The organism is Pseudomonas emilianonis (genome assembly GCF_023072625.1).
In the GTDB taxonomy this organism is placed as follows: Bacteria; Pseudomonadota; Gammaproteobacteria; order Pseudomonadales; family Pseudomonadaceae; genus Aquipseudomonas; species Aquipseudomonas paraveronii.
Map to the genome: position 1 here is coordinate 1 of NZ_JAKNRV010000032.1, position 26,211 is coordinate 26,211.

Genomic DNA, 26,211 nt, shown 5'->3' on the forward strand with positions numbered 1-26,211 from the left:
CGCTGAAGGTGTATTGTCCGCCGCGCCGTCGCAGGTCAACCTCGGCGCCCGGTCGCTGCCCCAGCAGACGCGCCTGACGCTGCAATGCAGTGGCCGTTCGACGGTGCTGGATAACTTCAACTTTCCCACCAGCGCCAGCTTCGTCTGGGCACCGGGTGCCTGTGCCGATGTCACCCTGGAGATCAGCTTCGCCAACTTCAAGCTGACCCGGCACTGGACCGGGGATCGGGCGTTTGTGGACTTCCTGCGGCTGTTCAACGGTGGGCAACACACCTTCAGCGCCGATGATTTTCCGAGCCAGCGTAACTTGATGGGCAGTGAGAACCTTATCGGCATTCAACTGACCTACCGCCAGGAAGGCGAACAGGTATTGATGGACAAGTACAACCAGGCCGACCAATTGCAGCGCCAGGCCACCATCCTCGATGCACAGTTGAATGGCATCGCCGAGCAGTTGACGGCGATGGATGCCCAGGCGGCCGCGACGAATGTCCGTCTGGCCGCCCTCGGTTCGCCCACCGAGCAGGGGGTCGCGAGTATTCAACCGCCGACCCAGATTGCCTGGTGCTGGACGCCCCGGCCCGTGGCAACGGGGCTGTCGGCAGGTGAAGGACTACGGCTGGATCTGGGTACCTATGGCAACGAGACGCGCTTGAAGAACCTTGAGGCGCAGTTGCATACCCTGGGCTTGACCAGTCGGCGCGAAGCCGCGCAGGGGATAACGGGTGACAAGGTGACGCGGTTGCTGGTGGTGGCGCTGCGTGACGACGCGGCGGCACAACGGACGATTCGCGACATTTTGCGCAAAATGGGCGTGAGCGCGACACTCGACAGTGCCGCCGCCAGTAAGGTCGACCTGTGATGAAGGGCTGGCGTGCTTCATTGGCGCTGCGCATTACCTGTGTGCTGGCGCTGGTTCTGGCGTTGAGTTGGTGCGTGGCCGCCGGGCTTAGCGCGTGGCGCACGTATGAACAACTGCAAGGCAAGGCGCTGGACGATCTCGGCCAGCGCCTTGCCTTGCTCTCCAGTGTGGACAATGACGATTTTCGCGACGCGGAGGAGGGCGCCAGACGACTGATGACGCGCTGGAACAGCGGCGCGGCAAACGAGTTTGGCGGCAACATTTTCCAGCGCAGCACCCTGCATTGGGTGCTCAATCCGCCCGGGCAGGGCGTTGCGGACAACGCCGCGGCCACTGATCGATTGGCCCGCGCCGCTTCCGCTGCCGAAGCATTCGGTACGGCCGGCCAGGCGATGACGGTCGATACGTTTTTCTATTTTCCCGACGCTGGGGCGGCTTTTTCCACGCAAGTCGATATTCCGTCGGGTTTCGCCCAGGCCCGGGCAACTCATTTGCGCGCGCTGTTCGACGGACTGCCGACAGATGGGCCTCAGGTTGTCTGGGACGGGCCTTATTACGAGCCGTCGCTGGGCCGCCAGTTGATCAGCGTTGCGGTGGTCGCCCGGGATGTATCGGGCAAACCCTTGTTCATGACGGGCTATGAATTGAAGCTGGATGAGCGGTTGGCCCGTATCGGGCAGTTGCTCAATGGCTATCCCACCCTGTTGCTGGATGCGCAAGGTCAGCGTATTGCCGATCTTTCCGGCAATACGCTGGAGGCGGTTTCCCGCGACAGGCTTAAGCAACTGATCGCGGATTTGCCGGCCGCCGCCGGCTTCCCACAGATCGGTCGCTTCGACGCCGACACGCCGATGATCGTCGCTCACCTGCAGCAACCGGATTGGTATCTGTTGACGCTTTATCCGCAAGCGCAACTGCGCGCTGGCGCGTTGGGCCTGATTCTAGCCGAGGTACCTTTTGCGATTGTCGGCTTCATCCTTTTGGCTCTTGGTTTACTCTGGGTCTTGCATCGCCAGTTGGCGCAGCCGCTGGCCCGGTTTGCGCGGGAAATCGAAGAGACCGCTCGCGGCGACGACCTGTCGCGTCGTTTGCCAGAGGCGCGCGCCGATGAGTTGGGACGCTTCGCCAGGGCGTACAACCGCTTGCTCGATGCATTGCAGGCCGAGCAGGCCGGGCTAGAGCACCTGGTGGAGGTCCGCACTCAGGAACTGCAGGGCGCCCGGGATATGGCCAACCAGGCCAACCAACTCAAGGGGCAGTTCCTGGCCAACATGAGTCACGAAATCCGTACCCCGATGAACGCCGTCATCGGTATGAATCACTTGCTGGCGGATACGCCGCTCACGGCTCAACAGCAACATTTTGTCACGGCCATCCGTGAGAACTCCGAAGCCCTGCTGGCGCTGATCAGCGACATCCTGGACTTCTCCAAAATCGAGTCGGGTAACCTGAATATCGAGCAGGTCGAGTTCGATCTGACCGAAGTGCTGGAAGACGTCACCGAACTGTTGGCACCGCGCGCGGCGGAAAAGGGCCTGCGCATGATCTGTCATATTGCCACCAATGTCCCGGGGCAAGTGATCGGTGATCCGTGGCGATTGCGGCAGATTCTGCTCAATCTCCTGAGTAACGCTGTCAAGTTCACCGCCAGCGGCTCGATTCGTTTACTGGTCTGGCGGGGGGAGGGCGACCAGCTCGGATTTCAGGTGATCGATACCGGCATCGGCATCGCGCCGTCCGCACAGCGCTCGGTGTTTGAGGCGTTTTTGCAGGCTGATGCCTCCACCACCCGAAACTACGGCGGTACCGGGTTGGGCTTGTCCATCAGCCAACGCCTGGCCGGGATGATGGGCGGCGGTATCGAGTTGCACAGCCAACCGGGTGTGGGGTCGACCTTCGCGCTGACCTTGCCCTTGCCGCAATGCCCGGCGCGTGCGGCCGACGCCCCAAGGTTGTGGGGGCTGCGAACCCTGGTGGTAGATGAACACGCCGATGAGCGTGGGGCATTGATGGAGATGCTCGGCCAGTGGCAGATGCTGTGCCAGGGCGCAGCGTCCGCCGAAGAAGCATTGAGCCTGATGCACGAGCAGGCGCAGTTGGGGGTCAGGTTCGACTTGGTATTGGTCAACTGGCGCCTGCCGATGGTCGATGGCGTCGAGTTCGCCGACCTGTGCCGTGCAGCCCCGGCGTTGGCAACCGCGCGCATCGTGCTGATGGCCTCGCTGGTGGAATCACTGCCGTCGGCCGATGAACTGCGCGCCCATGGCCTGGCCGCGTGCGTTGTCAGGCCGCTGCGTCGTCAGCATTTCTATCGGACCTTGTGCGAGGTGCAGAGCGGCGCAACGCCGACGCTCTGCGAAACAGCATCGCCGTTGCGCAGTCTGGAACGGCATGACTTCGGCCTGGATGTGCTGGTGGTCGATGACATCGCCACCAATCGCGAGATTACTCAGTTGTTCCTGGAGCGTTTCGGCCATCGCGTCGTTCATGCCCGCGACGGTGTCGAGGCACTGGAAATACTCGGCCGGAAGGTTTTCGATGCGGTCTTGATGGACGGGCAAATGCCGCGAATGGATGGCATGGAGGCTGTTCGTCAATTGCGTTCGGGGCAGTGCTCAGTGCTGGATGAGGATGTTTACGTGATTGCCTTGACCGCCAACGCCATGAGCGGTGACCGCGAGCGTTTCATCGAAGCCGGCGCCAACGACTATCTCGCCAAGCCCGTGTTACCGATGCAGCTGTTCGATGCGATCACGCATGTGATTGCGCGACAGCAGGCACGCGGGATGGAGTTGCGCAGCGCAGAGCCCTCGGCACCGAGCCTGGCGAGGCCCGTGCCGACCCTGATGCCACTCCAGGAGCAGGACCCACTCCGGGCCCCGCGTCTGCAGCGTTTATTCATGGCGGACTGTCAGGCCTTGCTGGCTCGGCTCAAGGAGGCGGTCGCGCAGGTCGATCATGCCGAGGCGGCGCGTATCGCCCATAGCCTCAAGGGGAGCGCCGGGCAATTCGGTGAAGCGGCGTTGGAGGCGTCGGCGGCGTTGATGGAACAGGCCGCTGCTGACGCGGATATCGCCACGATGGTCGCTGCGCTGTTGCAACTGGAAATGCATGGTCTGACCCTGGCTGCGCGTCAGCCCGGGCCCTCTGAAAAAACTGGAAAGCCTGACGATGTCTGAGTGCCGTTTACTGCTGGTGGATGATCACGCAATGATTCGTGAAGGGTTGTGTGCGCTGCTGGCCGGTGTGCCTGAGCTGAGCGTGGCTGGCGAGGCCGAAGATGGTCAGCAAGCCGTTGCCATGTGCCGCGCCTTGCAACCCGATCTGGTGTTGATGGACCTGAATATGCCGTTGCTCGATGGCGTCTCGGCCCTGACCCTGATCGCCAGGCGCTGGCCGGCCATCCTGATCATCGCCCTGACTTCCACAGTCTCCGAACATAACGCCGCGCTGGCGCTGGAGGCCGGCGCGGTCGGCTATGTGCTCAAGCGCAGCCGGCGCGAAGACCTGCTCCAGGCCATCGCCCAGGTGCGCGCGGGGCGAATCTATATCGATTCCGGTCTCGATGCCGCTCAAGTCATGGCGCTACGCGGCGCCGGGCACGCGGCCAGCGGTGTCAGCCTGACCGGACGAGAACGCCAGGTCTTGAAGCTGGTCGCCGAAGGCGCGCGTAATCGAGACGTTGCCGAGATCTTGTGTATAGGCCTCAAAACCGTAGAGACCCATCGGCTCAACCTGATGAAGAAACTGGACGCACACAACGCTGCCGATATGACCCAGTGGGCCTATCGGCTCGGCCTGCTTGGAGAGGATCAATAACCCGTTTTGGGCAACGGCGGCTGGCTTTTTGATTGGCGCGTGGACACCGGCGTAAGTCAGCCCGCGCGCTGAACAACATCATGACGAAGAATCAATTTTGAACAATTTGTAGACGACGACAAAGAACACCGGCACGAAGAAAATCGCAAGCAATGTCCCTGAGAGCATGCCGCCAATCACCGCCGTTCCCAGTGCGTGCTGTGCGCCAGCGCCAGCGCCGCTGCCGAGGACCATGGGCAGTACGCCCAGAATGAAGGCAAGCGACGTCATCAGAATGGGGCGTAAACGCATCCTGACCGCTTCAAGCGCTGCCTCAATGAGCCCCTTGCCTTGCTCGTGAATCTCCTTGGCGAACTCGACGATGAGAATGGCGTTTTTCGATGCGAGCCCGATGGTGGTCAGTAAACCGACCTGGAAATACACGTCGTTCATCTTCCACGTCAGGATGGCACCGACCAGTGCGCCGAGTACGCCTAAGGGGACGACCAGAATCACCGACATCGGTATCGCCCAACTCTCGTACAACGCTGCCAGACAAAGGAACACAATCAGGATCGACAAGCCGTAGAGCAGCCCGGTGCGGCCCGTTGAGGCTTTTTCCTGCAGCGACAAACCTGTCCACTCGTAGCCAAAGCCTGCTGGCAGTTGGGCCATGGCGTCTTCAACAATCGCCAGCGCCTCGCCGCTTGAGGCTTTCCCCGGCATCGCCATGCCAAGTATCTCCACTGACGGCGAACCGTTGTAGCGCTCAAGTTTGGGCGATCCTGACGCCCAGTGCGCCGTGGCAAACGCGGTGAACGGCACCATGGTTCCTGCGCTGTTGCGGACATACCAGCGCCCGATGTCCTTAGGCAACATGCGGAACTGAGCATCCCCTTGGAGCATGACTTTTTTGACCCGGCCCTGATCAAGAAAGTCGTTTACGTAAGTGCTCCCCCATGCGGTTGAAAAGGTATCGTTGATATCGGACATCGAAAGCCCGAGCGTGCCCGCCTTGTGGTGATCGATATCCAGACGAAACTCAGGCGCGTCCTCTTGCCCGTTGGCCCGAACGGCGACCAATCGCGGGTCTTTGCTGAGAATCTCAAGCAGTTGGTTACGGGCTTTCATCAAGGCTTCATGGCCAAGGTTTGCGCGATCCTGAAGCATGAGGTCAAAACCCGTTGCGTTGCCCAGTTCCGATACCGCGGGTGGGGCGAACGGGATGATCTGCGCATCCCGGATCTTGGCGAAGTAAGCCCATGCCCTGGCCGTCACGCTGTTGACGCTAAGGGATTCGTCACGGCGCTCGTCCCATGGCCGCAGCTTGATGAATGCCAGGCCAGTGTTTTGGCCATTGCCTGCGAAACTGAATCCGGAGACGGTGAAAATGCCCGCAACCGCCTCTTTCTCATCCACGAGAAAATGCTGCTCGACTTGTTTGAGCGCGTCATTGGTGCGGGCTGCAGTCGCGCCGGGTGGAAGCTGTATCAGCGCAAAGAGCGTGCCTTGATCCTCGTCGGGCAGAAAACCCACCGGGATTTTGAGGAAGGCGCCGACAACCAAGATCAGGAGCGCGGCGTAGATGAACATATAGCGTTTGGGCCTGCTCAACATATGGTTCACGCCACCCTGATAGTGGCGGCTGCCGCGTTCGAACGTCCGGTTGAACCAGCCGAAGAAACCGCGCTGGGTCAGCTCATGTCCACGATCGATCGGTTTGAGCAGCGTGGCACAGAGTGCGGGTGTCAGAATCATTGCGACGAGAATGGACAACACCATCGCCGACACAATCGTGATGGAGAACTGGCGATAAATTACCCCCGTCGAGCCGCCGAAGAACGCCATAGGGATGAACACCGCGGCCAGCACCAGTGCGACGCCGACCAGCGCCCCGGTGATCTGCCCCATGGATTTGCGGGTTGCCTCCTTGGGCGACAGGCCTTCTTCGCTCATGACCCGCTCGACGTTCTCCACCACCACGATGGCATCGTCGACCAACAGCCCGATCGCCAACACCATCGCAAACATCGTCAGGGTGTTGATGCTGAAGCCGAATACCGCAAGTACCCCGAACGTGCCGAGCAACACCACCGGAACGGCAATCGTGGGAATGAGGGTTGCGCGAAAATTTTGCAAAAACAGGTACATCACCAGAAATACCAGCACGATCGCTTCGACCAACGTGCGCACGACTTCTTCTATGGAAATGCGCACGAAAGGGGTCGTGTCATACGGCTTCTGTACCTGAACACCCTCCGGGAAAAAGGGTTTGAACTCATCAATCCGCGCGTCGATGGCCTTGACCGTATCGAGTGCGTTGGCGCCCGGAGCGAGTTTGATGGCCAGACCGGCAGCCGGTTTGCCATTGAACCGACTGGCGTTACTGTAGCTTTCGCTGCCCAGTTCGATCCGTGCGACGTCACGCAAGCGCACCTGGGCGCCGTCGGTCTGTGTGCGCAGTAAGATGTCCTCAAACTCGGCGGCACTGCGAAGTTGAGTCTGAGAGGTAATGGTCGCATTGAGTTGCTGGTTGCCGGACGCCGGCAGCGCGCCGAGTTGCCCGGATGACACTTGCACGTTCTGCGCTTGGATCGCGTCCTTTACATCCAGCGGCGTCAGGCTGAAGTTTTCCAGCTTGTCGGGATCGAGCCATATCCGCATGGCATATTGCGCACCGAATAACGTGGTATCGCCAACCCCATCGACCCTTCCGATCGCGTCCTGGATGTTGGCCGAGACATAGTTCGAGAGATCGGCACCATTCATTCGGCCATCTTCGGAAGTGAAGGCCAGGATATTCAGAAAGTTGGTGGACGATTTGACGACCTGCACGCCCTGTTGCTGAACCTGCGTGGGGAGTAGGGGAGTCGCCAGTGCGAGCTTGTTCTGCACCTGTACCTGCGCGGTGTCAGGATCCGTGCCGTTTTCAAAGGTCAGCGTAATCGTGACGGTGCCATTGGATTCGCTTGTTGACGCGATGTAGCTCAGGCGATCCAGGCCCTTCATTTTCTGTTCGATGACTTGAGTGACCGTATCCTCCAGGATTTTTGCCGACGCACCTGGGTAGGTCGCGGTAATGGCGATGGCGGGCGGTGCAATAGTCGGGTATTGCGCAATGGGCAGCGTCAGGATCGACAACACACCGACTAGCATGACGATGATGGCCAGCACCCAGGCAAAAATCGGGCGATCAATAAAAAAACGTGCCATGGTATTTACCCGCTGCTCAATGAAGGTCGGAAGGTGCAGTTGCCTGTGTCACGGACGGCGCCTGCCACGGTACGGTCTTGACCGTCACACCAGGGGCCGCGCGCTGCAGCCCATCAATGACCAATTGATCACCGGCATTCAGCCCACTGCGAATCAGCCACTGATCGCCGATAGCCCGGTCGGTTTCCAGATCTCGTCGCTCGAGTTTGTCGTCCTTGCCCACCACGTAAGCCTGCGGTTTGCCTGTGCTGTCCCTCGATACCGCTTGCTGGGGAACCAGCAGGCCTTGATCCTTGACACCCTCTTCAAGGACGGCGCGGACATACATCCCCGGAAGCAGGGTGGCGTTGGGATTGGGAAAGATCGCGCGAAGGGTGATGGCCCCGGTGTCTTGATCCACCGTCACATCCGAAAATTCAAGCGAGCCTTCCAGGGGATAAAAGCTGCCGTCTTCGAGTCGCAGCCTGACTTTGGCCGCGCTCGCACCGCTTTTTTCCAGATCGCCTTGGGCCATTGCTTTCTTGAGACGCAGTAGTGCGACGCTAGGCTGCGTGACGTCCACGTAGATGGGATCAAGCTGCTGGATGGTGGCCATGGCCGTGCTCTGACTGGCCGTGACCAATGCGCCTGGCGTGATACTGGATTTGCCGATGCGTCCTGAGATAGGGGCATCGACGCGGGTGTAGGCCAGATTGATGCGACTGCTTTCAACATTGGCCCTGGCCGATGAAACATCCGCCTCGCCTTCGCCCACGGAAGCCACCGCGTCGTCGTAATCCTGTCGACTTATGGCATTGACGGCGGACAGCTCCTTGTAGCGATCACGCTTGAGTCGTGTGGAGATGAGGGTTGCCTGGGCCTTGGCCAATGCCGCGACATTGTTTTCATAGGTGGCTTTGTAGGTCGCTGGGTCAATCGAGTAGAGCACCTGGCCCGCCTTGACGTCGCTGCCCTCGGTGAAGCTGCGCTTGAGCACGATTCCGTTGACCTGAGGCCTCACCTCTGCGATCAGAAACGGCACCGTCCGTCCAGGAAGCTCGGTGGTAAACACCACGCGTTGTGGCTGCACAGAGAGCGTACCGACTTCAGGCGTACCTGCGGCCGGTGGTGCGCCGCCTGGTGGTTTGCCACAGGCCGCCAAGACACTGATTGACGCGATGACCACCACTGACATGAGGCGCTTCGGGTATGCAAGGCACATAGCGTGCTCCAAGGACAAAGACATTATTAACGATACCAAACTGTACGGTAATCTATTTTGACAGAAGCATTTGGTCAAGTAATAATGGTACACATCGGTATCGAAATAGGAGATTTCTTGTGCGGGTACTCACGGACAGTAAGCGGGACGCAATTCTTCAGGCGGCTGCAGACATTTTTCATGAGCAAGGGTTTGAAGGGGCTTCCATGGCAGGCATTGCCACGCGAGTGGGCGGTTCCAAGTCGACGCTCTATCGCTATTTTTCCTCCAAGGAGGAGTTGTTCGTTGCGGTGAGTCATCAGGCTGCCAAAGACCAGATTCTTCCAACCCTGGAAATATTGCTGGCAAGCACGGATCAGGAACTGGGCAGCGTACTTCGACGTTTCGGGGAGACGGCATTGGCGATTGTCGCGAGTGAACCGGCGATCAAAGCCATGCGCACAGTGATCAGCGAGTCAGGTCGCAGTGACATCGGCAAGCTCTTCTATGAAACCGGGCCACAGATCGCCATGAATGCCCTGGCTGAGTTTTTCCGGGCGCGGATGCTCGCTGGTACGTTGCGTCAAGCTGACCCCTGCGTGGCCGCTCGACACCTCATCGCGCTCTTCGAGTCGGAGACCGTATTTCCTTGCCTGATGGGGATCAGGTCCGAGTTGTCCCGCGCCGAGCTCAAAGGAGCTGTTCAGCGTGCCGTTGACGTTTTCCTAGGTGGTTACGGCCGGGGGGATGGAAAAACAGAAACCGAAACGATTGCTTGAGGGGGGTTAAGTCCTCCGTATCCGTCCCAGCCGCGTTGGCGAGGGCCATTCAAACGCCATTTATTTGATAGGGCTGCGCAATGAAGAAATCTCTGTTGTCTCTTGCAGTAACCGCGTTTGTGCTGGGCGGCTGCTCACTGATCCCTGACTATCAACGGCCCGCAATACCTACGAATACCCAGTACCCGAAGGGGCAGTCGTATTCGCCAGCCGTGGTGGCGGACACTTCTGCCGCTGAGCTGGGCTGGCGCCAGTTTTTCAAGGAGCCTGGGCTTCAGCAACTGATTCAGCTATCCCTGGAAAACAATCGAGACCTCAGAGTCGCTGCACTCAATATCGAAGCGTACCGCGCCAAATACCGGATCCAGCGTGCCGACCTGCTGCCATCGATTTCCGCCGATGCCAGTGGGACCCGCCAGCGAACACCGGCCGATCTTTCGCAGACAGGGCATACAACCACGTCAGGCCAGTATTCGGCGACACTGGGCATCAGTTCTTATGAACTGGATTTGTTCGGCCGCGTGCGCAGCCTCAGTGAAGAGGCGCTGGAAACCTACCTCTCCAGCGAAGAGGCCCGTCGCTCGACTCAAATCAGCCTGGTGGCAAGCGTTGCCAATGCGTACTTCACCTGGCAGGCGGATCAAGCACTGCTGGCGCTGACCCAAGACACCCTTGACGCCTATGAGCAAAGCTTGGACCTCACCACGCGCAGCAGCAAAGTGGGGGTGTCTTCCGCACTGGATCTGGCACAGGCTCGCACATCGGTAGATAGCGCTCGCGTGAGTCTGGCGACCTACCAGCGACAGGTCGCCCAGGATCAGAATGATCTGGTGTCACTGCTGGGCGCAGGCTTGCCCGACAATCTTCCGCTAGCCAAGCCCTTGGGGACTGACCTGCTGGCCACCGTACCGGTTGGTTTGCCGTCGGATCTGCTGACCCGTCGTCCAGACATTATCGAGGCCGAACATACGCTGAAGGCTGCCAACGCAGACATCGGCTCAGCTCGCGCAGCGTTTTTCCCGAGTATTACCCTGACAGCCGACGCGGGAACGTCCAGCAGCGAGCTGTCCGGCCTGTTCAAGGGCGGCTCCGGCAGTTGGCTATTCACCCCCAGTATCAGCCTGCCGATCTTTAACGCCGGCAACCTGCGGGCCAGTCTGGACTATTCGAAAATAGAGAAAGACATCAGCGTCGCCAACTACGAGAAGGCCATTCAAACCGCCTTCAAGGAAGTGTCTGACGGCCTGGCGTCGCGCAAAACCTATGTCGATCAGCTTCAGTCGCAGCGTGACTACGTTCGCGCCAGTCAGGACTACTACGCGCTTGCCGAATACCGATACCGCGTCGGGATCGACAGCAATCTTACCTTTCTGGATGCCCAGCGTTCGTTGTACAGCGCACAACAGTCCCTCATCAGTGACCAGTTGTCCCAGCTGACTAGCGAGGTCAACCTGTACAAGGCTTTAGGGGGAGGGTGGTATCCAAACTCGGTCGAGAAGACTTTGAAACTCAAAGGTTGAGTATTTGCGTCGTACTGCCCGCTTCAATGACGTACTGAGTATCGCCATAGCAGTACTGCGCCTTGCCTTTGAACGCGCCTTCCAGCGCCTGCCCCAGGCGACTTGCGCGATGTTAGCGCAGGCCCCTGCTACCCATCCAAGCAGCCGTTCGTACATCTTCAAATCAAAGTGCCCGATATATCCTAAGCGCAAGGGCCCCATTCAAGCCTTGAACCAGAACCGTTACGTTATCTAGCTTCCCGCTACCAGGTGGCTAAGTAACCACTCAATAAAACTTCTCGCCAGCGGGCTGTTCTCGCTGTCGCGATGAGTCAGCAAGGCCCAACTGGGGCCACGAATAGTTTCCTCAACCAAGGGTTGCAACAGTCCGCTGGCGCGCGATTGGCGGCTCAGTAACTGGCTAACCAAGGCGATGCCGAGTCCGGCACAAGCGGCATCTAACAGTAGGCCGGGATCGGAGAAGTTGAGCCCGTGATCCTTCTGGCCTACATCTATCCCTGCCTCCACCGCCCAGTGGCTCCAGTCCATTTCCCGCTCGCCATGCAGGGTTGTGCGCTGGTCGCTCGGCACTGCCAACAGGCTCGGATGGCAAGCCGGGTACAGGCGGTCAGCGTATAGCACTTTAAAGCTGCACTCGGACTGGGAACTGATGTCATCGCGCACCGCGAGGTCGATGGTCTGGGTGGTCATCTCCGGGACTTCATCAGTGCTGTAAATCCACAGATCAACCTCCGGATGCTGGCGGCGAAAATCCCCCAGGCGTGGAAGCAGCCAGTGACGGGCGAACGTTGGGGTGGTGTTGAGCACCAACTGGTTGGGTTTGTGGTACTGCCCCAGGCGGCGAATGCCGACGGCCAGTTGCTGTAGCAGTGCCTGGGTGGTGCTAAGTAGATCGTAACCAGCGTCGGTCAGGCTAACGCTGCGTCCGTTGCGAAAGAACAGTGGTTGTTCGAGGTAGGTCTCCAGGCTACGAATCTGCTGGCTAATTGCCGATTGGGTGAGGTGCAACTCCTCTGCCGCCTTGTGGAAACTACCCAGTCGGGCGGCGGCTTCGAAGCCGCGCAGCGTGTTCAAGGGCGGCCAGTGCTTGAGCATATTGATAAGCTCTCCTAATCATTTGCCTGCAAAATTCATCGTTTGTTTGCCATATTTTTCAGGCTTAGCATGCATGCCATAACCGAATAGGCAGTTTTTCATTGAACACAATGACTTAACTCAAGGGTACTTGTCATGCAGCAGAATGAAATTCGAAACAGTGGTTGGATGATGCCGGCCGAGTGGGTCAGGCACACCGCGACCTGGATGGTCTGGCCCCACAACACCGCACTCTGGGAGGCCGGTTGGGGCGTGACATTGCCGCAAGTGCAAGAGGACTTCGCTCGCGTGGCCAACGCCATCGCTCGTTTCGAACTGGTGAAACTGGTCGTCGACCCGTCTGCCGTCGCCAGTGCCAAAGCGCTCTGTGGGCCGAACATTGAATTGATCGAGCTGGCGGTGAACGACAGCTGGTGCCGGGACTCCGGTCCGAGCTTCGTTTGCCATCCGCAACAAGGCCTGGCCGGGGTGAGCTGGCGCTTCAACGCGTGGGGCGGTAAGTCGGCCCACGATCTGGACGAAAGCCTGGCCCGGCGCGCGCTCAATCACTTGGGCGTGGAGTGCTTTGGTACTGCGCTGAGCAATGAAGGCGGGGCCATTCATGTGGACGGCGAGGGCACGCTGATCACCACCGAATCGGTATTGCTCAACCCCAATCGCAATCCGGGCATCAACAAGGCCGAGATGGAGGAGATCTTCACTCGCCTGCTGGGTGTGAAGAAGACTGTCTGGCTGCCGGGAGACCCAAACTATGTGACCGGCGACATGACCGATGGCCATGTCGACGGTGTGTGCGCGTTCGCCCGTCCTGGGGTTTTGCTGGTAGACGCCACGCGCGACCAACACTCGGTGTATGCCGAAGTGGTACGTGAAAACCGTCGCGCTCTGGAGCTGGCAACCGATGCCCAAGGTCGCAAGTTTGAGCTGATCGAGCTTTATGAAGCCACCGATGCGGTGGACACCGAGGCTGAAGTGTTCTGTGCCTCCTACACCAACTTCTACATCGCCAACAACGCCATCATCATGCCGGCCTATGGCATTGATGCCGACAAGGTGGCTGCCGAAGTGTTGAGCAAGACCTTCCCAGGACGCGAAGTAGTACCGGTTCGGATCAATCACCTGGCTCATGGCGGTGGCGGTGTGCATTGCATCACCCAGCAACAGCCAGCCGGGCCACTGGAGGGTTAATGAAATGACCATTCTGACGATTGCCACAACCCAGATGGCCTGCACCTGGGACCTGAAACACAACGTTGATCAGGCCGAGCAATTGGTGCGTGAGGCGGCCGCTAAAGGCGCCCAAGTCATCCTGCTGCAGGAGCTGTTTGCAACCCCGTATTTCTGCATCGAGCAGAATCATAAACACCTGGCGCTGGCCGAGGAATATCAGTACAGCAGCGTACTCAAGCGCTTTGCCGCGCTGGCCAAGGAGTTGGGTGTGGTGCTGCCGCTGAGCTGGTTCGAGAAGGCGGGCAATGCCTACTTCAACTCGCTGAGCGTGGCCGATGCTGATGGGCGCCTCCTGGGTGTGTATCGCAAGACGCATATCCCCAACGCTATCGGTTATCAGGAGAAGGAATATTTCAGCCCTGGCGATACCGGCTTTCGTGTCTGGGACACTGCTTTTGGGCGCATAGGTTTGGGCATCTGTTGGGATCAGTGGTTCCCCGAGACCGCACGTTGCCTGGCATTGATGGGCGCCGAAGTCTTACTGTTCCCCACCGCCATTGGCTCTGAACCTGGTTGCACGACGCTGGATTCAAGTGATCACTGGCAGATGACCATGCGCGGCCATGCCGCCGCCAACATCGTGCCGGTGGTGGCCGCTAACCGCATTGGCCGAGAAGCGGCGACCACCGATCCGACCCTGCAGATGAACTTCTACGGCTCGTCCTTTATCTGCAATCACAAGGGCAAGCTGCTGGCCGAGTCTGACCGCGACAGCGCCGGCGTGCTGGTACACAGCCTGGACTTGGCCACCATGCGCGAAGAGCGTCTGACCTGGGGCATCTACCGCGACCGCCGTCCAGAGATGTACGGGGCGCTGTTAAGTCTGGACGGTCGCCACGCTAACGCACGCTGGAATACTCAAGGGGTTTGACATGAACATTACCAACAAGCCGTTGCTCTGCTCCTTAGGATTGGCACTAAGTTGTACCTTGTCGTCGGTGCAGGCGGAGGAAAAGACCCTGAAGTTGTACAACTGGGCGGATTACTTCGCCGAGGACACCCTCGCCAAGTTCACCGCCGAAACCGGGATCAAGGTGATCTACGACGTCATGGATGGCAGTGAGACGCTGGAAGCCAAGATGATGGCCGGCGGCAGTGGTTATGACCTGATCTTCCCCGGCGACACTGTTGGCGAACGTCTGATGCGCGCCGGCAGCCTGCAGCCGCTGGACAAGTCAAAGCTCACGGCCCTGAATGACATCGAGCCAGGTCTGCAGAAGCTACGTACGCATTATGTCTACTCGAACAAGGCCACCGTACCCTACACGTGGGGCACCATCGGCCTGCCCTACAACGCCGAGCAGATTAAACAGCGCATGCCAGATGCGCCGGTGAATAGCCTGGACATGCTGTTCAAACCGGAACTGGCCGCCAAGTTCGCAGACTGCGGCATCTCGATGATCGACTCGCCGGACGAGGTGCTGGCGGTAGCACTCAATTACCTCGGCCGCGATCCGCGCAGTGCCAAGCCTGCAGACCTGGCCGCAGCGAGTGAGTTGCTGCTCAAGCTGCGACCGTCTATCCGTAAGTTCCAGTCGCAGCCGGTGAGCGAGTTGGTCAACGGCAACTTGTGCCTATCGCTCGGTTACAGCGGGGATATGACTCAGGCGCAACGTGCCGCAGATGCAGCAGGCAAGAAAGCCACGTTCCAGTACCACGTCCCGCGCGAAGGCACCACGGTATGGATGGACACCATGGCGATCCCCGTCGACGCCAAACATCCGGAATATGCCTATGCGTTCATCAACTTCGTCATGCGCCCGGAGAACATGGCCGCCATCAGCAACTTCACCGGCTACCCCACCTCCAATGCCAAAGCACGTCCGAGTGTCGACTCAGTGATGCGTAACAACCCGGATATCTACCTTGATGAGGCCGCTTATGCACGACTGATCCCGGGTCAAGACATTCCCCAGTCCAATATGCGTGCGCGCATGCGTGCTTGGACCAAGTTCAAGACAGCCTCCACTAAGTGATGGCAAGTCGACCATCCAGATAGTCGGCTTTGAAAGCGGTCTTAACCCATGGCCGCAGTTATTGTCCTTCAAAACAATGCAACGACAAGAATTGAGAGATAAACACATGTCAACACGTCGTAATTTCATTAAGCAGGTAGCGTTAGTTTCTAGTCTCGGCGCAGCGGCATCCATGGGGCTCGGCATGAATGCCTCTTGGGTACAAGCAGCCATCAAGGGAAGCTGGTATATGCCGGATGAAAACGAGTTACAGGAACGGATGTTCCTATCCTTTGGTGCCTCGTCAGCGGTCCACCAAGATTGGGCTACGCCGGTGAATAATAATATCGCTCTGCTGGCCAAAACCATCGCCAAATATCAGCCGGTTACCGTGTTGTGCCGCCCCAATGAATTGGCTAAGGCCACGGCGGCATGCGGTACTACCAACATCACATTTCAGACCATGGCGCTGGACGACATTTGGATGCGTGACATGGGTGGCTGTTTCGTGGTCGACGACCAAGGCGGTCGAGGGCTAGTGGATTTCAACTTCAACGGTTGGGGCGATAAGCAGGCTCACGCCAATGACGCTAACGTGGCCGACAAACTGAGCAAATTGACGGGCGCCACCTACATCGCCAGCCAGCTGACGGGCGAGGGCGGCGGTATCGAAATAGATGGTAATGGCACTGCGATCTTGACCGAGAGTTCCTGGATCAAAAGCAACCGTAATCCAGACATGACTAAGGCGCAGATCGAAACGGAACTGAAGGCTAACTTGGGCCTGCGCAAAATCATCTGGTTGCCGGGCATCAAGGGCAAAGACATCACCGATGGTCACGTCGATTTTTACGCCCGTTTTTCTTCAAAAGGCGTGGTGGTGGCGCAACTCGACAACGACCCGGACTCTTATGAGTACCCGATCACCCGCAAGCACCTGGAAATTCTCAAGGCCGCCACCGACGCCGATGGCAACAAGTTGCAGGTGTACACCCTGCCGCCACCGTTGAAGTTGCGCAGCAACGTCTACACCGAGAGCCTGGATTTCGCCCCCGGCTATATTAACTACATCACGATCAATGGCGCGGTGATAGTTCCACATTTTGGTGATGCCGCGGCAGACAAATACGCCAAGGATCTGCTAACCAAGTTGTATCCGGGCCGCGTGGTGGTGCAGGTCAACATCGACCCGATTGCCGCCGGTGGTGGTGGAATTCACTGCGTGACCAAGAATATGCCGGCCGTTTGATTCGTCGTTGGTGCCCGCACAGCGATCACCGCTGCACGAGCACAGTCAAGGCTTGTGGTGCGCTATTGCGCCCTTGGTGCTACGCATTCTGTTGCAAAAAAGCCAGAAACTCTTTGGCTCGATGGCGCTGGGTAATCCGTCCGATTACTTGGCCGGTCAGGATGTCGAAAGCCGCGTACAGACTCGCCGTACCATGGCGCTTGTAATCATGCGTCCTGCGTTCAACTTGACCTGGGCGTAGCGGCAGCATCGGTTGGTTGCGATCCAACGCCTGGATCTGGGTTTTCTCGTCAACCGACAACACCAGGGCATTATCCGGTGGGTTCAGATAGAGCCCGACCACGTCGACTACCTTGTCGGCGAAATGAGGGTCGTTGCTGATTTTGAAGGTCTTCAGACGATGGGGTTTGAGGTCGGAAGCGGCCCAGACCTGCCGAACCTGCCACGTTGTAACCCGCGCATACTTGGCCATCAAACGGACGCTCCAGTGAGTGGCTTCCTGGGGTACACGCCGGGTGGTCAGTGTCAGGATTTCGTTGATTTTATCGGTCCCAAGTTTGAGTGGCTGGCCGCTGCGCGGCAGATCGCTCAACCCTTCGATTCCTGCCTCCAGATAATGTTTTCGCCACTTGAATACCGTCGGCGGCGTGACCTGCAACTGCTCGCTGACGGCCTTGGGCGTCAATCCGTCAACCAGTAGAAGCAGGATGCGCGCTCTCTGGGCGAGGCTCTGTTCCAGCGTACTCATACGCAACCAACTCGCCGACGACTCGAAGTGCGACTTCCGCCGAGCGCACGTCCTCGATACCGAAGGTCTCATCGAACAGTCGGATAAATGGCCCAAGCGCGGTCGATGCGTTGTTGTCTTTGGCCTTGGACAAAAGCAGGGCACTCCGCCCTTCGAAGTCACGAAGATTGACGTCATTACCCAGCGTAGCGCCCTGAATCTTGCCCCTACTGGAAACGGCCAATACCACTTCAGGCTCTGGATTGTTCCAGCTGGACTTGGGGTGAATGCCGATGTCCGAACCATAACCCACCGCTGACAGTGGCTGAGCTTTGGTGAATATCTCTGCATCCGGGCCAATGCCCACTTCTAGGTACTGCGACCACATGCCTTGGCCACACCCACCGTGCTGTGGACGTCGAGCTTGCGGGCTGCAGAGTCGTCTCCAATCCGCGAGGCTATCCCGGCGAGTCAACGGGGTTTGATCCCTTCTTCGAAATCGAGATCTGAGGAGTACGGGTTCTTTGAAATCAAACGTTATCTCTTTCGCTGGGGGCGCACTTTCTCGGTTTGAAACGATGAAAAAAGAAAGTCTGCCGAGCGAGGTTGTCCAGGCAATGAGGCACGACTGGGGGGTTCTTGTAGATGCCTACCTTGTCAACGCAGCTCGTATTGGTGATCGCTTTGCCGCCATCGTGTTCTGCGATCAGTCTGGAATGGTTTCAGATGGTATGACGGTGGCAACACAACCCGTGCACCAGATCGCCACCCGAGGCGCGTTCAAGCTCCTCCAAACCTTGGATCGTGCGGATCACTACGTGTTGGTAACTGAGCATGACGAGGGAGGCGCTACTTGATGGTCGACCAACCGATTCTGCTGGGCGATATCGCGGCGTTGAATAACGCTTCCAGCACTATTTACTGTGACTTACAGATGTCTGTTGCCCATGCGTCATCACCTTCCACCTGGTAGAGCGATAATTGATAGCCTGCCCCCAGCGCTGGCATCCCGAATCGAAAACTCGATGCGGTGATCCCTCCAGCGAAGTCAGACTGGTGGTAGGTGACGGCCCCTAGTTCGGAGCTGCGCGCGCGCAGCGCGAAACAGCTCAAAAATAGCCAAGCAATCCCCGTAATTCGGAGTAATAGAGGTGGAATTTACCTTCACTCTAAAGTATCAGTTACAAGCTAGCGACACCGATGCCCTCGTTGAGCGACTGGCAGAGGAGGGGTGTGACGATGCGCTGGTGGGCGTTGGCCAATCTGGGCGCCTTAGTCTTGAATTCGCGAGAGAGGCCGGTAGCGCTAAGGAAGCAGTTGAAAGCGCATTGGCAGATGTCCGCCGTGCTGTGGCAGTCACGCCTCAGCAACTATGATCGACGGTCATTTTGCCGGTGATCTTGGATTGTGATGCTCGCCACGCGTGTTGTTGTACGCCGAGCTGATGGCCTCTAATTCATCATAGATCGCGCGTGACTGGCCGCCTTCGACAACAAAAAAACGACCACGGTCGTCCGGCTTAAGGCCTCCATGCACCTCAGCCAGGCCGGCGAAGAACATGGGAGTCTGCTCTTTCAAAGTGATGAAGTAGGGCTGCTTCTTTTTGGGATCAACTGGATCCTTGCATGAATACCCGCTTAAAAGGCTAGAGCTGGTGCCCACTTGAATTTTAAGTGCACACCATGTCTTGGCTTTTCGGGGCTTGGTAGGTGACTTGGCCGGACGGATAAGTTTCAGCGGTGCATCAGCTGTAATTACTTACCGAAACAACTGCAGATTTAGGCTTCTTTGAGCGGGTCAACTGATAAGCAATTGCCAGCCACACGAACCATACAGGCATGACCATCAGGGCGAAACGAGTGTCAGGTCTCAACCCTAGCAGGCAAAGAACAAAGCCCAGGAAGGCTAGGGAAAACCAGGCCATCGGAACGCCGCCAGGCATCTTGAAAGCAGATTGTGCATGCAGCTCAGGCCGCTTTTTACGATAGGCAATGTAAGACGCAAGAATGGTCGACCAGGTGAAGATCACCAAGATCGCCGACACGGTAGAGACGATGGTGAACGCAGTCATGACTTCCGGAACGATAAACAGTACCAGTACGCCAATTAGCATCAACAGTGTGGTGAACGCCAGGCTTAGAAGAGGCACGCTGTTGCTCGACAATCGCTGGAAAATCCTCGGGGCGTTATCATGGTTAGCCAGCCCAAACAGCATCCGGCTGGAAGAGAAAACGCCACTATTGGCTGATGATGCGGCGGATGTCAGCACGACAAAGTTGACGATACCGGCTGCTGCTGGAAACCCTGCAACCAGGAACAGTTCGACAAAAGGGCTCTTGATCGGTGAAACCTGGTGCCAGGAAGTCACGGCAATAATGCAGGTCAGTGCTAGTACGTAAAACAGGATAATTCGCAGCGGAATGGAGTTGATGGCTTTAGGCAGAGTTTTCTCGGGGGAGCGGGTTTCCGCCGCCGCTGTGCCGATTAATTCGGTGCCGGCGAACGAGAAGATCGCCATCTGAAAACCGGCGAAGAAGCCGAACAAGCCGTTAGGGAATGCAGCCTGTTTATCCACCAAGTGATTCAAGGATGCAGCGACACCGCTAGGGGAGACGAAGGAAGTCGCAATCAGCACCATGCTGACGCCTATTAGGGTCACAACAGCAATGATCTTGATGATCGCGAACCAGAATTCCACCTCACCGAAAAGCCTGACAGTCAGTACGTTTAACGCGAACAGTGTTGCGAGCATCCCGATGGCGGGAATCCACGCGGGCACATTCGGAAACCAATACTGAAAGAAACCGCCGACCACGACTGCATCGCCTATCACCGCAACGCTCCAGCTCAGCCAATATGACCAGCCGAGAAAAAAAGCCGCTCTTGGGCCCAGATAGGCGCCTGCAAAATCCGCAAAGGTTTTGAAGTTCAGATTGGAAAGCAGCATCTCGCCCATGGCACGCATGACGAAAAAAACGAACAGTCCGATGATCATATAGATGAGGATGATCGATGTGCCAGACAGGGCGATGATCTTCCCGGAGCCCATGAACAGGCCGGTGCCGATGGCACCACCCATAGCCATTAATTGAATATGACGATTGCTGAGCGTGCGCTGCAGCGCGGGCTGTTCAGCCCGTTCTGAGGGAGTCGATTTCATTACAAAACCTCTTGATTTTATGTTTTGAGTTTTGGCAGAAAAATGGCTGTCTATCTTTCTTGTTAGGGATGCAACGGCTAGTGACGGTAGGTGGCAGGGTTTCGCGTTGAATGGGGCGGTAAGAGGCCCCAAGCACATTGCTCAGGGGCAACAGCGATTACCATCAGCTGACCGTGCGCAGACGTGAGGGGGCAACTGGCTGCTGATCAAGCAATTGGTAGAGGTTTTTTATGTTGGCCGGCGTCGGCACCAGGTGGATGCGTTCGCCGATCCGGTACTCGCGCGCAAGGTCGTGCAGGTAGCGCAGTGAAGAAAAGTCTTCAAGCGCAAAGCCCACCGAATCGAACACAGTGACTTGCGCATGGCTCTCGCGGCCGGGCACTTCGCCCAGCACAATCTTGAAAAATTCGACGACGGGGTAATCAGCTTCCAGTTGCTGAATGTCACCTTCAATCCGTGTTTGCGGTTCAAACTCCACGATGATTCGGGCGTTGCGCAGGATGTCGGCGTGCAGTTCGGTTTTCCCCGGGCAGTCACCGCCGACGGCATTGATGTGCATACCGGGCTCGATCATCTCTGGCGTCAGAATCGTTGCGTAGGCTTTGTCGGCGGTGACTGTGGTAACGATATGCGCGCCCTTCACCGCCTCTTTTACAGAGCCGGCCAGAATCACTTCGATCTCCGGGAATGCCGCCAGGTTGTGCTTCAACTTGAGTGACGCGTCGCGATCAATATCGAAGATACGGATTTCGTTGATACCCAACATTTCATGAAAAGCGAGGGCCTGAAATTCACTCTGGGCACCATTGCCGATGATTGCCATCGAGGTTGAACCTGGTCGTGCGAGAGATCGCGCAACCAATGCGGAAGTTGCAGCGGTGCGCACCGCTGTGGTCAATGTCAGTTCGCTGAGTAGGGTTGGATAACCACTGTGAACATCGGTCAGAACACCGAAAGCCATGACCGTCAGCAAGTTCCTCAGACCATTGTCCGGGTGGCCATTCACGTATTTGAACGAATACTGTTGGCCATCATCGGTGGGCATTAACTCGATCACACCGTCTGTGGAGTGATTGGCGGTGCGCGGTGATTTATCAAACTGCGCCCAGCGTGAATAGTCAGCTTTGATGTAGGCCGCCATTTCGCGGATTACCCGGCGGATGCCTACCTGGGTGAATAGGCGTGCAGCATCATCGACATCAATAAAAAGAGTCATGTTTTTTATTCTCCGATCCAATCATTGGAACGCTGTAGGGCAGGGGGATGACTCAGGTGCGCTTGCTCTCGAAACCATGTAGCACGTTGACCGCATTGATCCCGATTTCATCGACCATGTAGCCCCCTTCCATCACGAACAGGGTGGGGCAGCCAACGCTCGCTATCAGCTCACCGATCCCGATGAAATCTTCGCTTTCCAGCAAGAAATGGCTGATGGGGTCGTCCTTGAAGGTGTCGACGCCAAGTGAAATCACCAGCACTTGCGGCACGAACTGCTGGAGTTTTTTGCACGCGTGGAGCAGGGCGTTGCGGTAGCTTTCCCAACTGGTGTTTTTCGGCAGTGGGTAGTTGAGGTTGTAGCCTTCGCCTTGGCCGGCGCCCACTTCGTGGCTGAAACCTGAGTAGTACGGATAGGACACCGTCGGCTCACCGTGCAGGGAGACAAACATGACGTCACTGCGCTCGTAAAAAATGTTCTGGGTGCCATTACCATGGTGAAAGTCGACGTCCAGTACCGCGACACGTTTGGCGCCTTGGGTAATGGCCTGTTGTGCAGCAATGGCGGCATTATTGAGATAGCAATAGCCGCCCATGTATTCGCGCGCAGCGTGATGGCCCGGCGGACGGCACAGGGCAAAAGCACTGTCATGGCCTTCATCAATCAGCGCCAGGCCGGTTAGGGCGATGTCCGCACTGGTTTTTACCGCTTGCCAAGTGGTGGCGGTAATCGGGGAGCCAGCGTCCATGGCGTAGAAACCGAGCTTGCCGTCGATGAAAGTCGGGACTTGATCGTTGGACAGGTCGCGCACTGGCCATACCAGCGGCAAGGCATCGTGGGTACGTCCGGTCGAGCACCATTCTGACCAGGCGCTTTCCAGAAAACTGACGTAGCGCTCGCTGTGCGCATTGACGTAACACGACCGGTCAAATGCCCGGGGCTCGATGATCTGGCCAAGGCCGACCTGCTTGACGCGGTTATGGACAGTATCGGCCCGGCTGGGCTGTTCGAACGACGGCTTGAGCACGCCGTCTTTCAATTCGGTGCCGTGGTGCAAGCGGTGGGAATCACTAAAAACTGTAAACATTCTGCGCATCCGTTAATGTGAGCCAGTGCAAATATTCTGTTCTGGCTTGGGCGCGCTTTCTTTGCTTTGTTTTCGCGGTTTGTTAAATTAATCGGGCGTTTTTGCTCAGGATTGGCTAAATGAAGAAAAAATCATCCAAGCGCATCAGTCTCGACGAAACAGATCTGGCAATACTCAGGCTGTTGCAGGAGGACGCGAGCATTTCCAACGCCGAGCTCAGTGAACGCCTGTCGTTAAGCCTGACGCCTTGCTGGCGACGGCGGAAGAGAATGGAGGAGGCGGGCGTAATCAAGGGCTATCAAGCCAACATTGATCGACGCATGTTGGGGCTGGACATAATGGCGTTTGTGCACATCCGTTTTTCCACCCACGCCGATCATGCTCCGGACGCCTTCGAGGCGGTGATTGCGCAATTGCCTGAAGTGTTGTCCTGTCACAAGATCACCGGGGATGCCGATTACGTGCTGCAGGTGTTGGCAGAGGATCTTGATAGCTATAGCGACTTTATCGAGCAGGTACTCAGGCGTCAGGTGGGTATTGCATCCATCCAGTCCAGCCTAGCATTACGCGAGGTCAAGACCAGTAGCCGTATTGCGATACCCAAATCGACCAAGGAGTGAGTTTCAGGCGCTCGGAAGGGGTTTTCCACTCAAATCGCGAATGGCGCAATTTCGGGGGGTTGTGGAATCTAATGCGTAGGTTAGTGGAAACAGACAGGACACTTATGAACACACAGCATAGTACATAATTTAACATAATATACATTATGCGAACCGTCGTGTTTAGAGTTGGGGGGCTCTCGGGTGAGATTTTAAGCCTGGCACTGACTCTCGCCACCTCAGGCCGGAGGCCCAACAGGCCGAAAAAACAAACCCTCCATTTCACTTGCTAGCTTGCAACCCTGGTTTTCATTCTTCAGGATAACGTCCCATTCCAACGTTTGAATAAGGTTCTTCCCATGAAGCTACTGCGCATCTGGCGTGAGCGTCAGGAACGCAAAGCGCTGCGTGCACTGCCGAAGCTTGAGCGTGCAACACAAAAACTGCGTAACCGTTATCCGCAATTCAGCTTTGGTATTGGCACCTATGGCGATCTCAAGGTACATGACTGGCACGAAGGAACGACATTGCGCGTAGGCGCTTATACGTCGATTGCCGGCAACGTCGAAGTGTATCTGGGCGGTCATCATCGCATCGACTGGCTAAGCTGTTATCCGTTTCCCGCCAAGGTCGAAGAAGTTGCTTACATCACTGACTTCGGCGGCAGCAATGGCGACGTAGTGATCGGCAATGATTGCTGGATCAGTTCCCATGCAAAGATCCTTTCGGGTATCACCATTGGCGATGGCGCCGTTGTGGCGGCCGGTGCGTTGGTGACCAAAGATGTGGCGCCCTATTCCATAGTCGGCGGAAACCCGGCCAAGTTTATCCGTTGGCGTTTTGATGAGCCTGTTCGCCAGGTCTTGGAACAATCCGCCTGGTGGTATTGGCCTGAGACCGAGGTACGCAGTGTCGCGCACCTGCTGTGCTCCTCTGATATCGAGCCGTTTATCGAGTACTTAAAACAACGCCAGTAAGGTGGAAAAATATAACTCAACTAAATAGATGTTTAGTTGAGTTATATATCAGCTGTGATGCTCAAAGCCGAAATCGATCCACCGACTGCGACAACTTCCCCGCCAACGCAGACAACTCGTCCGTCGTCGAGGCCGTCTTGCCGATCACCTGGCTATTGCGCTCCGACATGCCGGCAATCATCTCCACTTGATGGGCAATTTCGTTGCTGGCCAGGCTTTGCTCGCTGATGGTGCGGGAGATGTCGTTGACCAACTCGGTGGTATTGAGGGTGGCCTGGAGAATCTCGCGGATGGCGCGCTCGACTCCCAGGTAACCGGCCAGGCTCATGATCAAAGCGGTGAGCAACCCGGTCGCAATCAATAGCCATAAGCGTAATTTGATCGTCATGCTGGTCATTCCCATAGCCTGGATAGCTGGTTGGGAACCCAACCGCTTGAGCGTCGCTGATTCTGTTATCGGCAGAGACTCCCTGTTATTGAAGCTCAATTGCTCAGATCTGCGCAGTTAAACTCAACGTCTTCCCCGTCTTGTTTGCGCAGGGGTGGTTCTTTAAGCTGGCCGACCTTTGCTTCACCCGGAACTGCCCATGTCCAAACGTATCGCCCACCTTGCTTTGCTGCTTGGTCTGATCACTGCCGTCGGCCCCTTCGCCATCGACATCTACCTACCGGCGCTGCCGACCCTGGGCGCCAGCCTGCAGGCCTCACCGGCAGCGGTGCAGATGAGCCTCACGGTGTTCTTCATGATCATCGGCGTCTGCCAGTTGTTTTATGGCCCGATCAGCGATGTGTTCGGGCGCAAGCCGCCGATCTACGCCGGGTTGCTTATCTTCGCCGTGGGCAGTATCGGCTGCGCCCTGGCGCCGAGTATCGAAGTGCTGATTGGTTTTCGCGCCGTGCAGGCGTTTGGCGCGTGTGCGGGGATGGTGATTCCCCGGGCGATTGTGCGCGACCTGTATACCGGCCATGAAGCTGCGCGACTGATGGCGTTGCTGATGCTGGTGATGAGTGTGTCGCCGATCCTGGCCCCCTTGGCCGGTAGCCTGGTGATTGCGCTCTGGAGTTGGCGCGAGGTGTTTGCCGTGTTGGCGGTAGTGGCCGTGTTGTGCCTGGTCATGACCGTCGTGCAACTGCCTGAAACCCACCCCGCCGAGCGCCGGTTGGGCAAGACCCTGGGGAATGCCTTCAGCAGTTATGGGGCGTTGCTGCGCGACCCGGTGTTCATCGGCTTGTCGGTGGTGTGCGGGTTTGGCCTGGCGACGTTCTTTGTATTTATCGGCAGCGCGCCGTTCGTATACATCGAGTATTTCGGGCTGACCCCCACCCAATTCAGCCTGTGCTTTGCGCTGAACGCGGCGTCATTTTTTGCCATGAGCCAGCTCACCGCACGCCTGAGCGCACGCTTCGGCCTGGCGCCGCTGATTCGCTGGTCGGTGGTGGGCGTGGCCTTGGTCGCTGGCAAGAAGCGAGTGCCGTAACCGGCTGCTGGGAACAAGCATTTCTTGATCATATGAGTCCTTACAAAGGGCTGTGCGTACGGAATTCGGCGCAGTCTAATCAGGCC

At 57.6% G+C, this 26,211-nt stretch carries 19 protein-coding genes and 7 pseudogenes; 15 read left to right on the top strand and 11 right to left on the bottom strand.

The window, feature by feature from the left end; translation table 11 throughout:
* From L9Z73_RS06235 to L9Z73_RS06245, 3 genes are all read left to right on the top strand, one after another.
* Nucleotides 1-862 (top strand): SPOR domain-containing protein (locus L9Z73_RS06235; protein ID WP_247397512.1); only part of this gene is annotated, 862 nt, incomplete at its 5' end.
* Nucleotides 862-4,041: a response regulator gene (locus L9Z73_RS06240; RefSeq protein WP_247397515.1), complete on the top strand. Its 3,180-nt coding sequence runs from the start codon at nt 862-864 to the stop codon at nt 4,039-4,041. The genes L9Z73_RS06235 and L9Z73_RS06240, both read left to right, overlap by 1 nt.
* The gene (locus L9Z73_RS06245) at nt 4,034-4,681 is read left to right on the top strand and encodes a response regulator (protein ID WP_247397518.1); all 648 of its coding nucleotides are present in this window, start codon (nt 4,034-4,036) and stop codon (nt 4,679-4,681) included. Before L9Z73_RS06240 ends, L9Z73_RS06245 begins: the two co-directional genes overlap by 8 nt.
* A 78-nt stretch (nt 4,682-4,759) precedes the next feature.
* Here L9Z73_RS06245 and L9Z73_RS06250 read toward each other — a convergent pair whose 3' ends face one another.
* Complete coding sequence (locus tag L9Z73_RS06250) at nt 4,760-7,873, bottom strand: efflux RND transporter permease subunit (protein WP_247397520.1); 3,114 nt, start codon at nt 7,871-7,873, stop codon at nt 4,760-4,762.
* Nucleotides 7,874-7,889: 16 nt separating this feature from the next.
* On the bottom strand, nt 7,890-9,047 hold the full coding sequence (locus tag L9Z73_RS06255; protein ID WP_247397523.1) for an efflux RND transporter periplasmic adaptor subunit: 1,158 nt from the start codon (nt 9,045-9,047) through the stop codon (nt 7,890-7,892).
* 146 nt (nt 9,048-9,193) lie between these two features.
* On the opposite strand from L9Z73_RS06255, the gene L9Z73_RS06260 reads away from it, so the two are divergent.
* Entirely contained in the window at nt 9,194-9,832 is a 639-nt protein-coding gene (locus tag L9Z73_RS06260; protein WP_247397526.1) for a TetR/AcrR family transcriptional regulator, read from the top strand.
* Between the two features lie 80 nt (nt 9,833-9,912).
* Complete coding sequence (locus tag L9Z73_RS06265; RefSeq protein ID WP_247397529.1) at nt 9,913-11,352, top strand: AdeC/AdeK/OprM family multidrug efflux complex outer membrane factor; 1,440 nt, start codon at nt 9,913-9,915, stop codon at nt 11,350-11,352.
* Nucleotides 11,353-11,583: 231 nt separating this feature from the next.
* On the opposite strand, the gene L9Z73_RS06270 is transcribed toward L9Z73_RS06265, so the two are convergent.
* The gene (locus L9Z73_RS06270) at nt 11,584-12,447 is read right to left on the bottom strand and encodes a LysR substrate-binding domain-containing protein (RefSeq protein WP_247397532.1); all 864 of its coding nucleotides are present in this window, start codon (nt 12,445-12,447) and stop codon (nt 11,584-11,586) included.
* A gap of 135 nt (nt 12,448-12,582) precedes the next feature.
* On the opposite strand from L9Z73_RS06270, the gene L9Z73_RS06275 reads away from it, so the two are divergent.
* From L9Z73_RS06275 to L9Z73_RS06290, 4 genes are all read left to right on the top strand, one after another.
* Nucleotides 12,583-13,635 carry an agmatine deiminase family protein gene (locus L9Z73_RS06275; RefSeq protein ID WP_247397535.1) on the top strand — a complete coding sequence of 351 codons (1,053 nt, stop codon included), beginning with the start codon at nt 12,583-12,585 and terminating at the stop codon, nt 13,633-13,635.
* A 4-nt stretch (nt 13,636-13,639) separates the two neighbouring features.
* Nucleotides 13,640-14,548 (top strand): N-carbamoylputrescine amidase, encoded by a 909-nt coding sequence (aguB, locus tag L9Z73_RS06280; RefSeq protein ID WP_247397538.1) that lies wholly within the window; start codon nt 13,640-13,642, stop codon nt 14,546-14,548.
* 1 nt (nt 14,549) lies between these two features.
* Nucleotides 14,550-15,653, top strand: a complete 1,104-nt coding sequence (locus L9Z73_RS06285) for an extracellular solute-binding protein (RefSeq protein ID WP_247397541.1) — start codon at nt 14,550-14,552, stop codon at nt 15,651-15,653.
* 106 nt (nt 15,654-15,759) lie between these two features.
* A complete protein-coding gene (locus tag L9Z73_RS06290) occupies nt 15,760-16,881 on the top strand; it encodes an agmatine deiminase family protein (protein WP_247397543.1) in 1,122 nt (373 codons plus the stop codon).
* 88 nt (nt 16,882-16,969) lie between these two features.
* On the opposite strand, the pseudogene L9Z73_RS06295 reads toward L9Z73_RS06290, so the two are convergent.
* Both L9Z73_RS06295 and L9Z73_RS06300 read right to left on the bottom strand, forming a co-directional pair.
* A pseudogene (locus tag L9Z73_RS06295) lies at nt 16,970-17,701 on the bottom strand (IS630 family transposase); the annotation flags it as partial.
* Nucleotides 17,640-18,002 (bottom strand): annotated as a pseudogene (locus L9Z73_RS06300) (fumarylacetoacetate hydrolase); the annotation flags it as partial. The pseudogenes L9Z73_RS06295 and L9Z73_RS06300, both read right to left, overlap by 62 nt.
* Here L9Z73_RS06300 and L9Z73_RS06305 point away from each other — a divergent pair.
* The 3 genes and pseudogenes from L9Z73_RS06305 to L9Z73_RS06315 all read left to right on the top strand — a co-directional run.
* Nucleotides 18,002-18,118, top strand: a pseudogene (locus L9Z73_RS06305) (serine/threonine protein phosphatase); the annotation flags it as partial. The pseudogenes L9Z73_RS06300 and L9Z73_RS06305 sit on opposite strands and share 1 nt — an antisense overlap.
* Before the next feature lie 14 nt (nt 18,119-18,132).
* The gene (locus L9Z73_RS06310; RefSeq protein WP_430624278.1) at nt 18,133-18,465 is read left to right on the top strand and encodes a hypothetical protein; all 333 of its coding nucleotides are present in this window, start codon (nt 18,133-18,135) and stop codon (nt 18,463-18,465) included.
* 294 nt (nt 18,466-18,759) lie between these two features.
* Nucleotides 18,760-18,960, top strand: a pseudogene (locus L9Z73_RS06315) (hypothetical protein); the annotation flags it as partial.
* A gap of 31 nt (nt 18,961-18,991) precedes the next feature.
* On the opposite strand, the gene L9Z73_RS31195 reads toward L9Z73_RS06315, so the two are convergent.
* The 4 genes from L9Z73_RS31195 to L9Z73_RS06335 all read right to left on the bottom strand — a co-directional run bounded on the left by L9Z73_RS31195 (nt 18,992) and on the right by L9Z73_RS06335 (nt 23,071).
* Complete coding sequence (locus L9Z73_RS31195) at nt 18,992-19,168, bottom strand: hypothetical protein (protein ID WP_282598539.1); 177 nt, start codon at nt 19,166-19,168, stop codon at nt 18,992-18,994.
* 184 nt (nt 19,169-19,352) lie between these two features.
* Nucleotides 19,353-20,768 (bottom strand): amino acid permease, encoded by a 1,416-nt coding sequence (locus L9Z73_RS06325; RefSeq protein ID WP_247397545.1) that lies wholly within the window; start codon nt 20,766-20,768, stop codon nt 19,353-19,355.
* 163 nt (nt 20,769-20,931) lie between these two features.
* Nucleotides 20,932-21,984 (bottom strand): ornithine cyclodeaminase, encoded by a 1,053-nt coding sequence (locus L9Z73_RS06330; protein ID WP_247397547.1) that lies wholly within the window; start codon nt 21,982-21,984, stop codon nt 20,932-20,934.
* Nucleotides 21,985-22,036: 52 nt separating this feature from the next.
* Entirely contained in the window at nt 22,037-23,071 is a 1,035-nt protein-coding gene (locus tag L9Z73_RS06335) for a histone deacetylase family protein (RefSeq protein ID WP_247397550.1), read from the bottom strand.
* A gap of 119 nt (nt 23,072-23,190) precedes the next feature.
* On the opposite strand from L9Z73_RS06335, the gene L9Z73_RS06340 reads away from it, so the two are divergent.
* The gene (locus L9Z73_RS06340) at nt 23,191-23,691 is read left to right on the top strand and encodes an Lrp/AsnC family transcriptional regulator (protein ID WP_247397552.1); all 501 of its coding nucleotides are present in this window, start codon (nt 23,191-23,193) and stop codon (nt 23,689-23,691) included.
* 338 nt (nt 23,692-24,029) lie between these two features.
* The gene (locus tag L9Z73_RS06345; protein WP_247397554.1) at nt 24,030-24,647 is read left to right on the top strand and encodes a CatB-related O-acetyltransferase; all 618 of its coding nucleotides are present in this window, start codon (nt 24,030-24,032) and stop codon (nt 24,645-24,647) included.
* Nucleotides 24,648-24,708: 61 nt separating this feature from the next.
* Here the strand turns inward: L9Z73_RS06345 and L9Z73_RS06350 are convergent.
* A pseudogene (locus tag L9Z73_RS06350) lies at nt 24,709-24,951 on the bottom strand (methyl-accepting chemotaxis protein); the annotation flags it as partial.
* Between the two features lie 283 nt (nt 24,952-25,234).
* Between L9Z73_RS06350 and L9Z73_RS06355 the strand changes: the two are divergent.
* Nucleotides 25,235-26,101: pseudogene (locus L9Z73_RS06355) on the top strand (multidrug effflux MFS transporter); the annotation flags it as partial.
* Here L9Z73_RS06355 and L9Z73_RS06360 read toward each other — a convergent pair.
* Nucleotides 26,086-26,157: pseudogene (locus L9Z73_RS06360) on the bottom strand (hypothetical protein); the annotation flags it as partial. The pseudogenes L9Z73_RS06355 and L9Z73_RS06360 overlap by 16 nt on opposite strands.
* Nucleotides 26,158-26,211 lie beyond the last annotated feature (54 nt).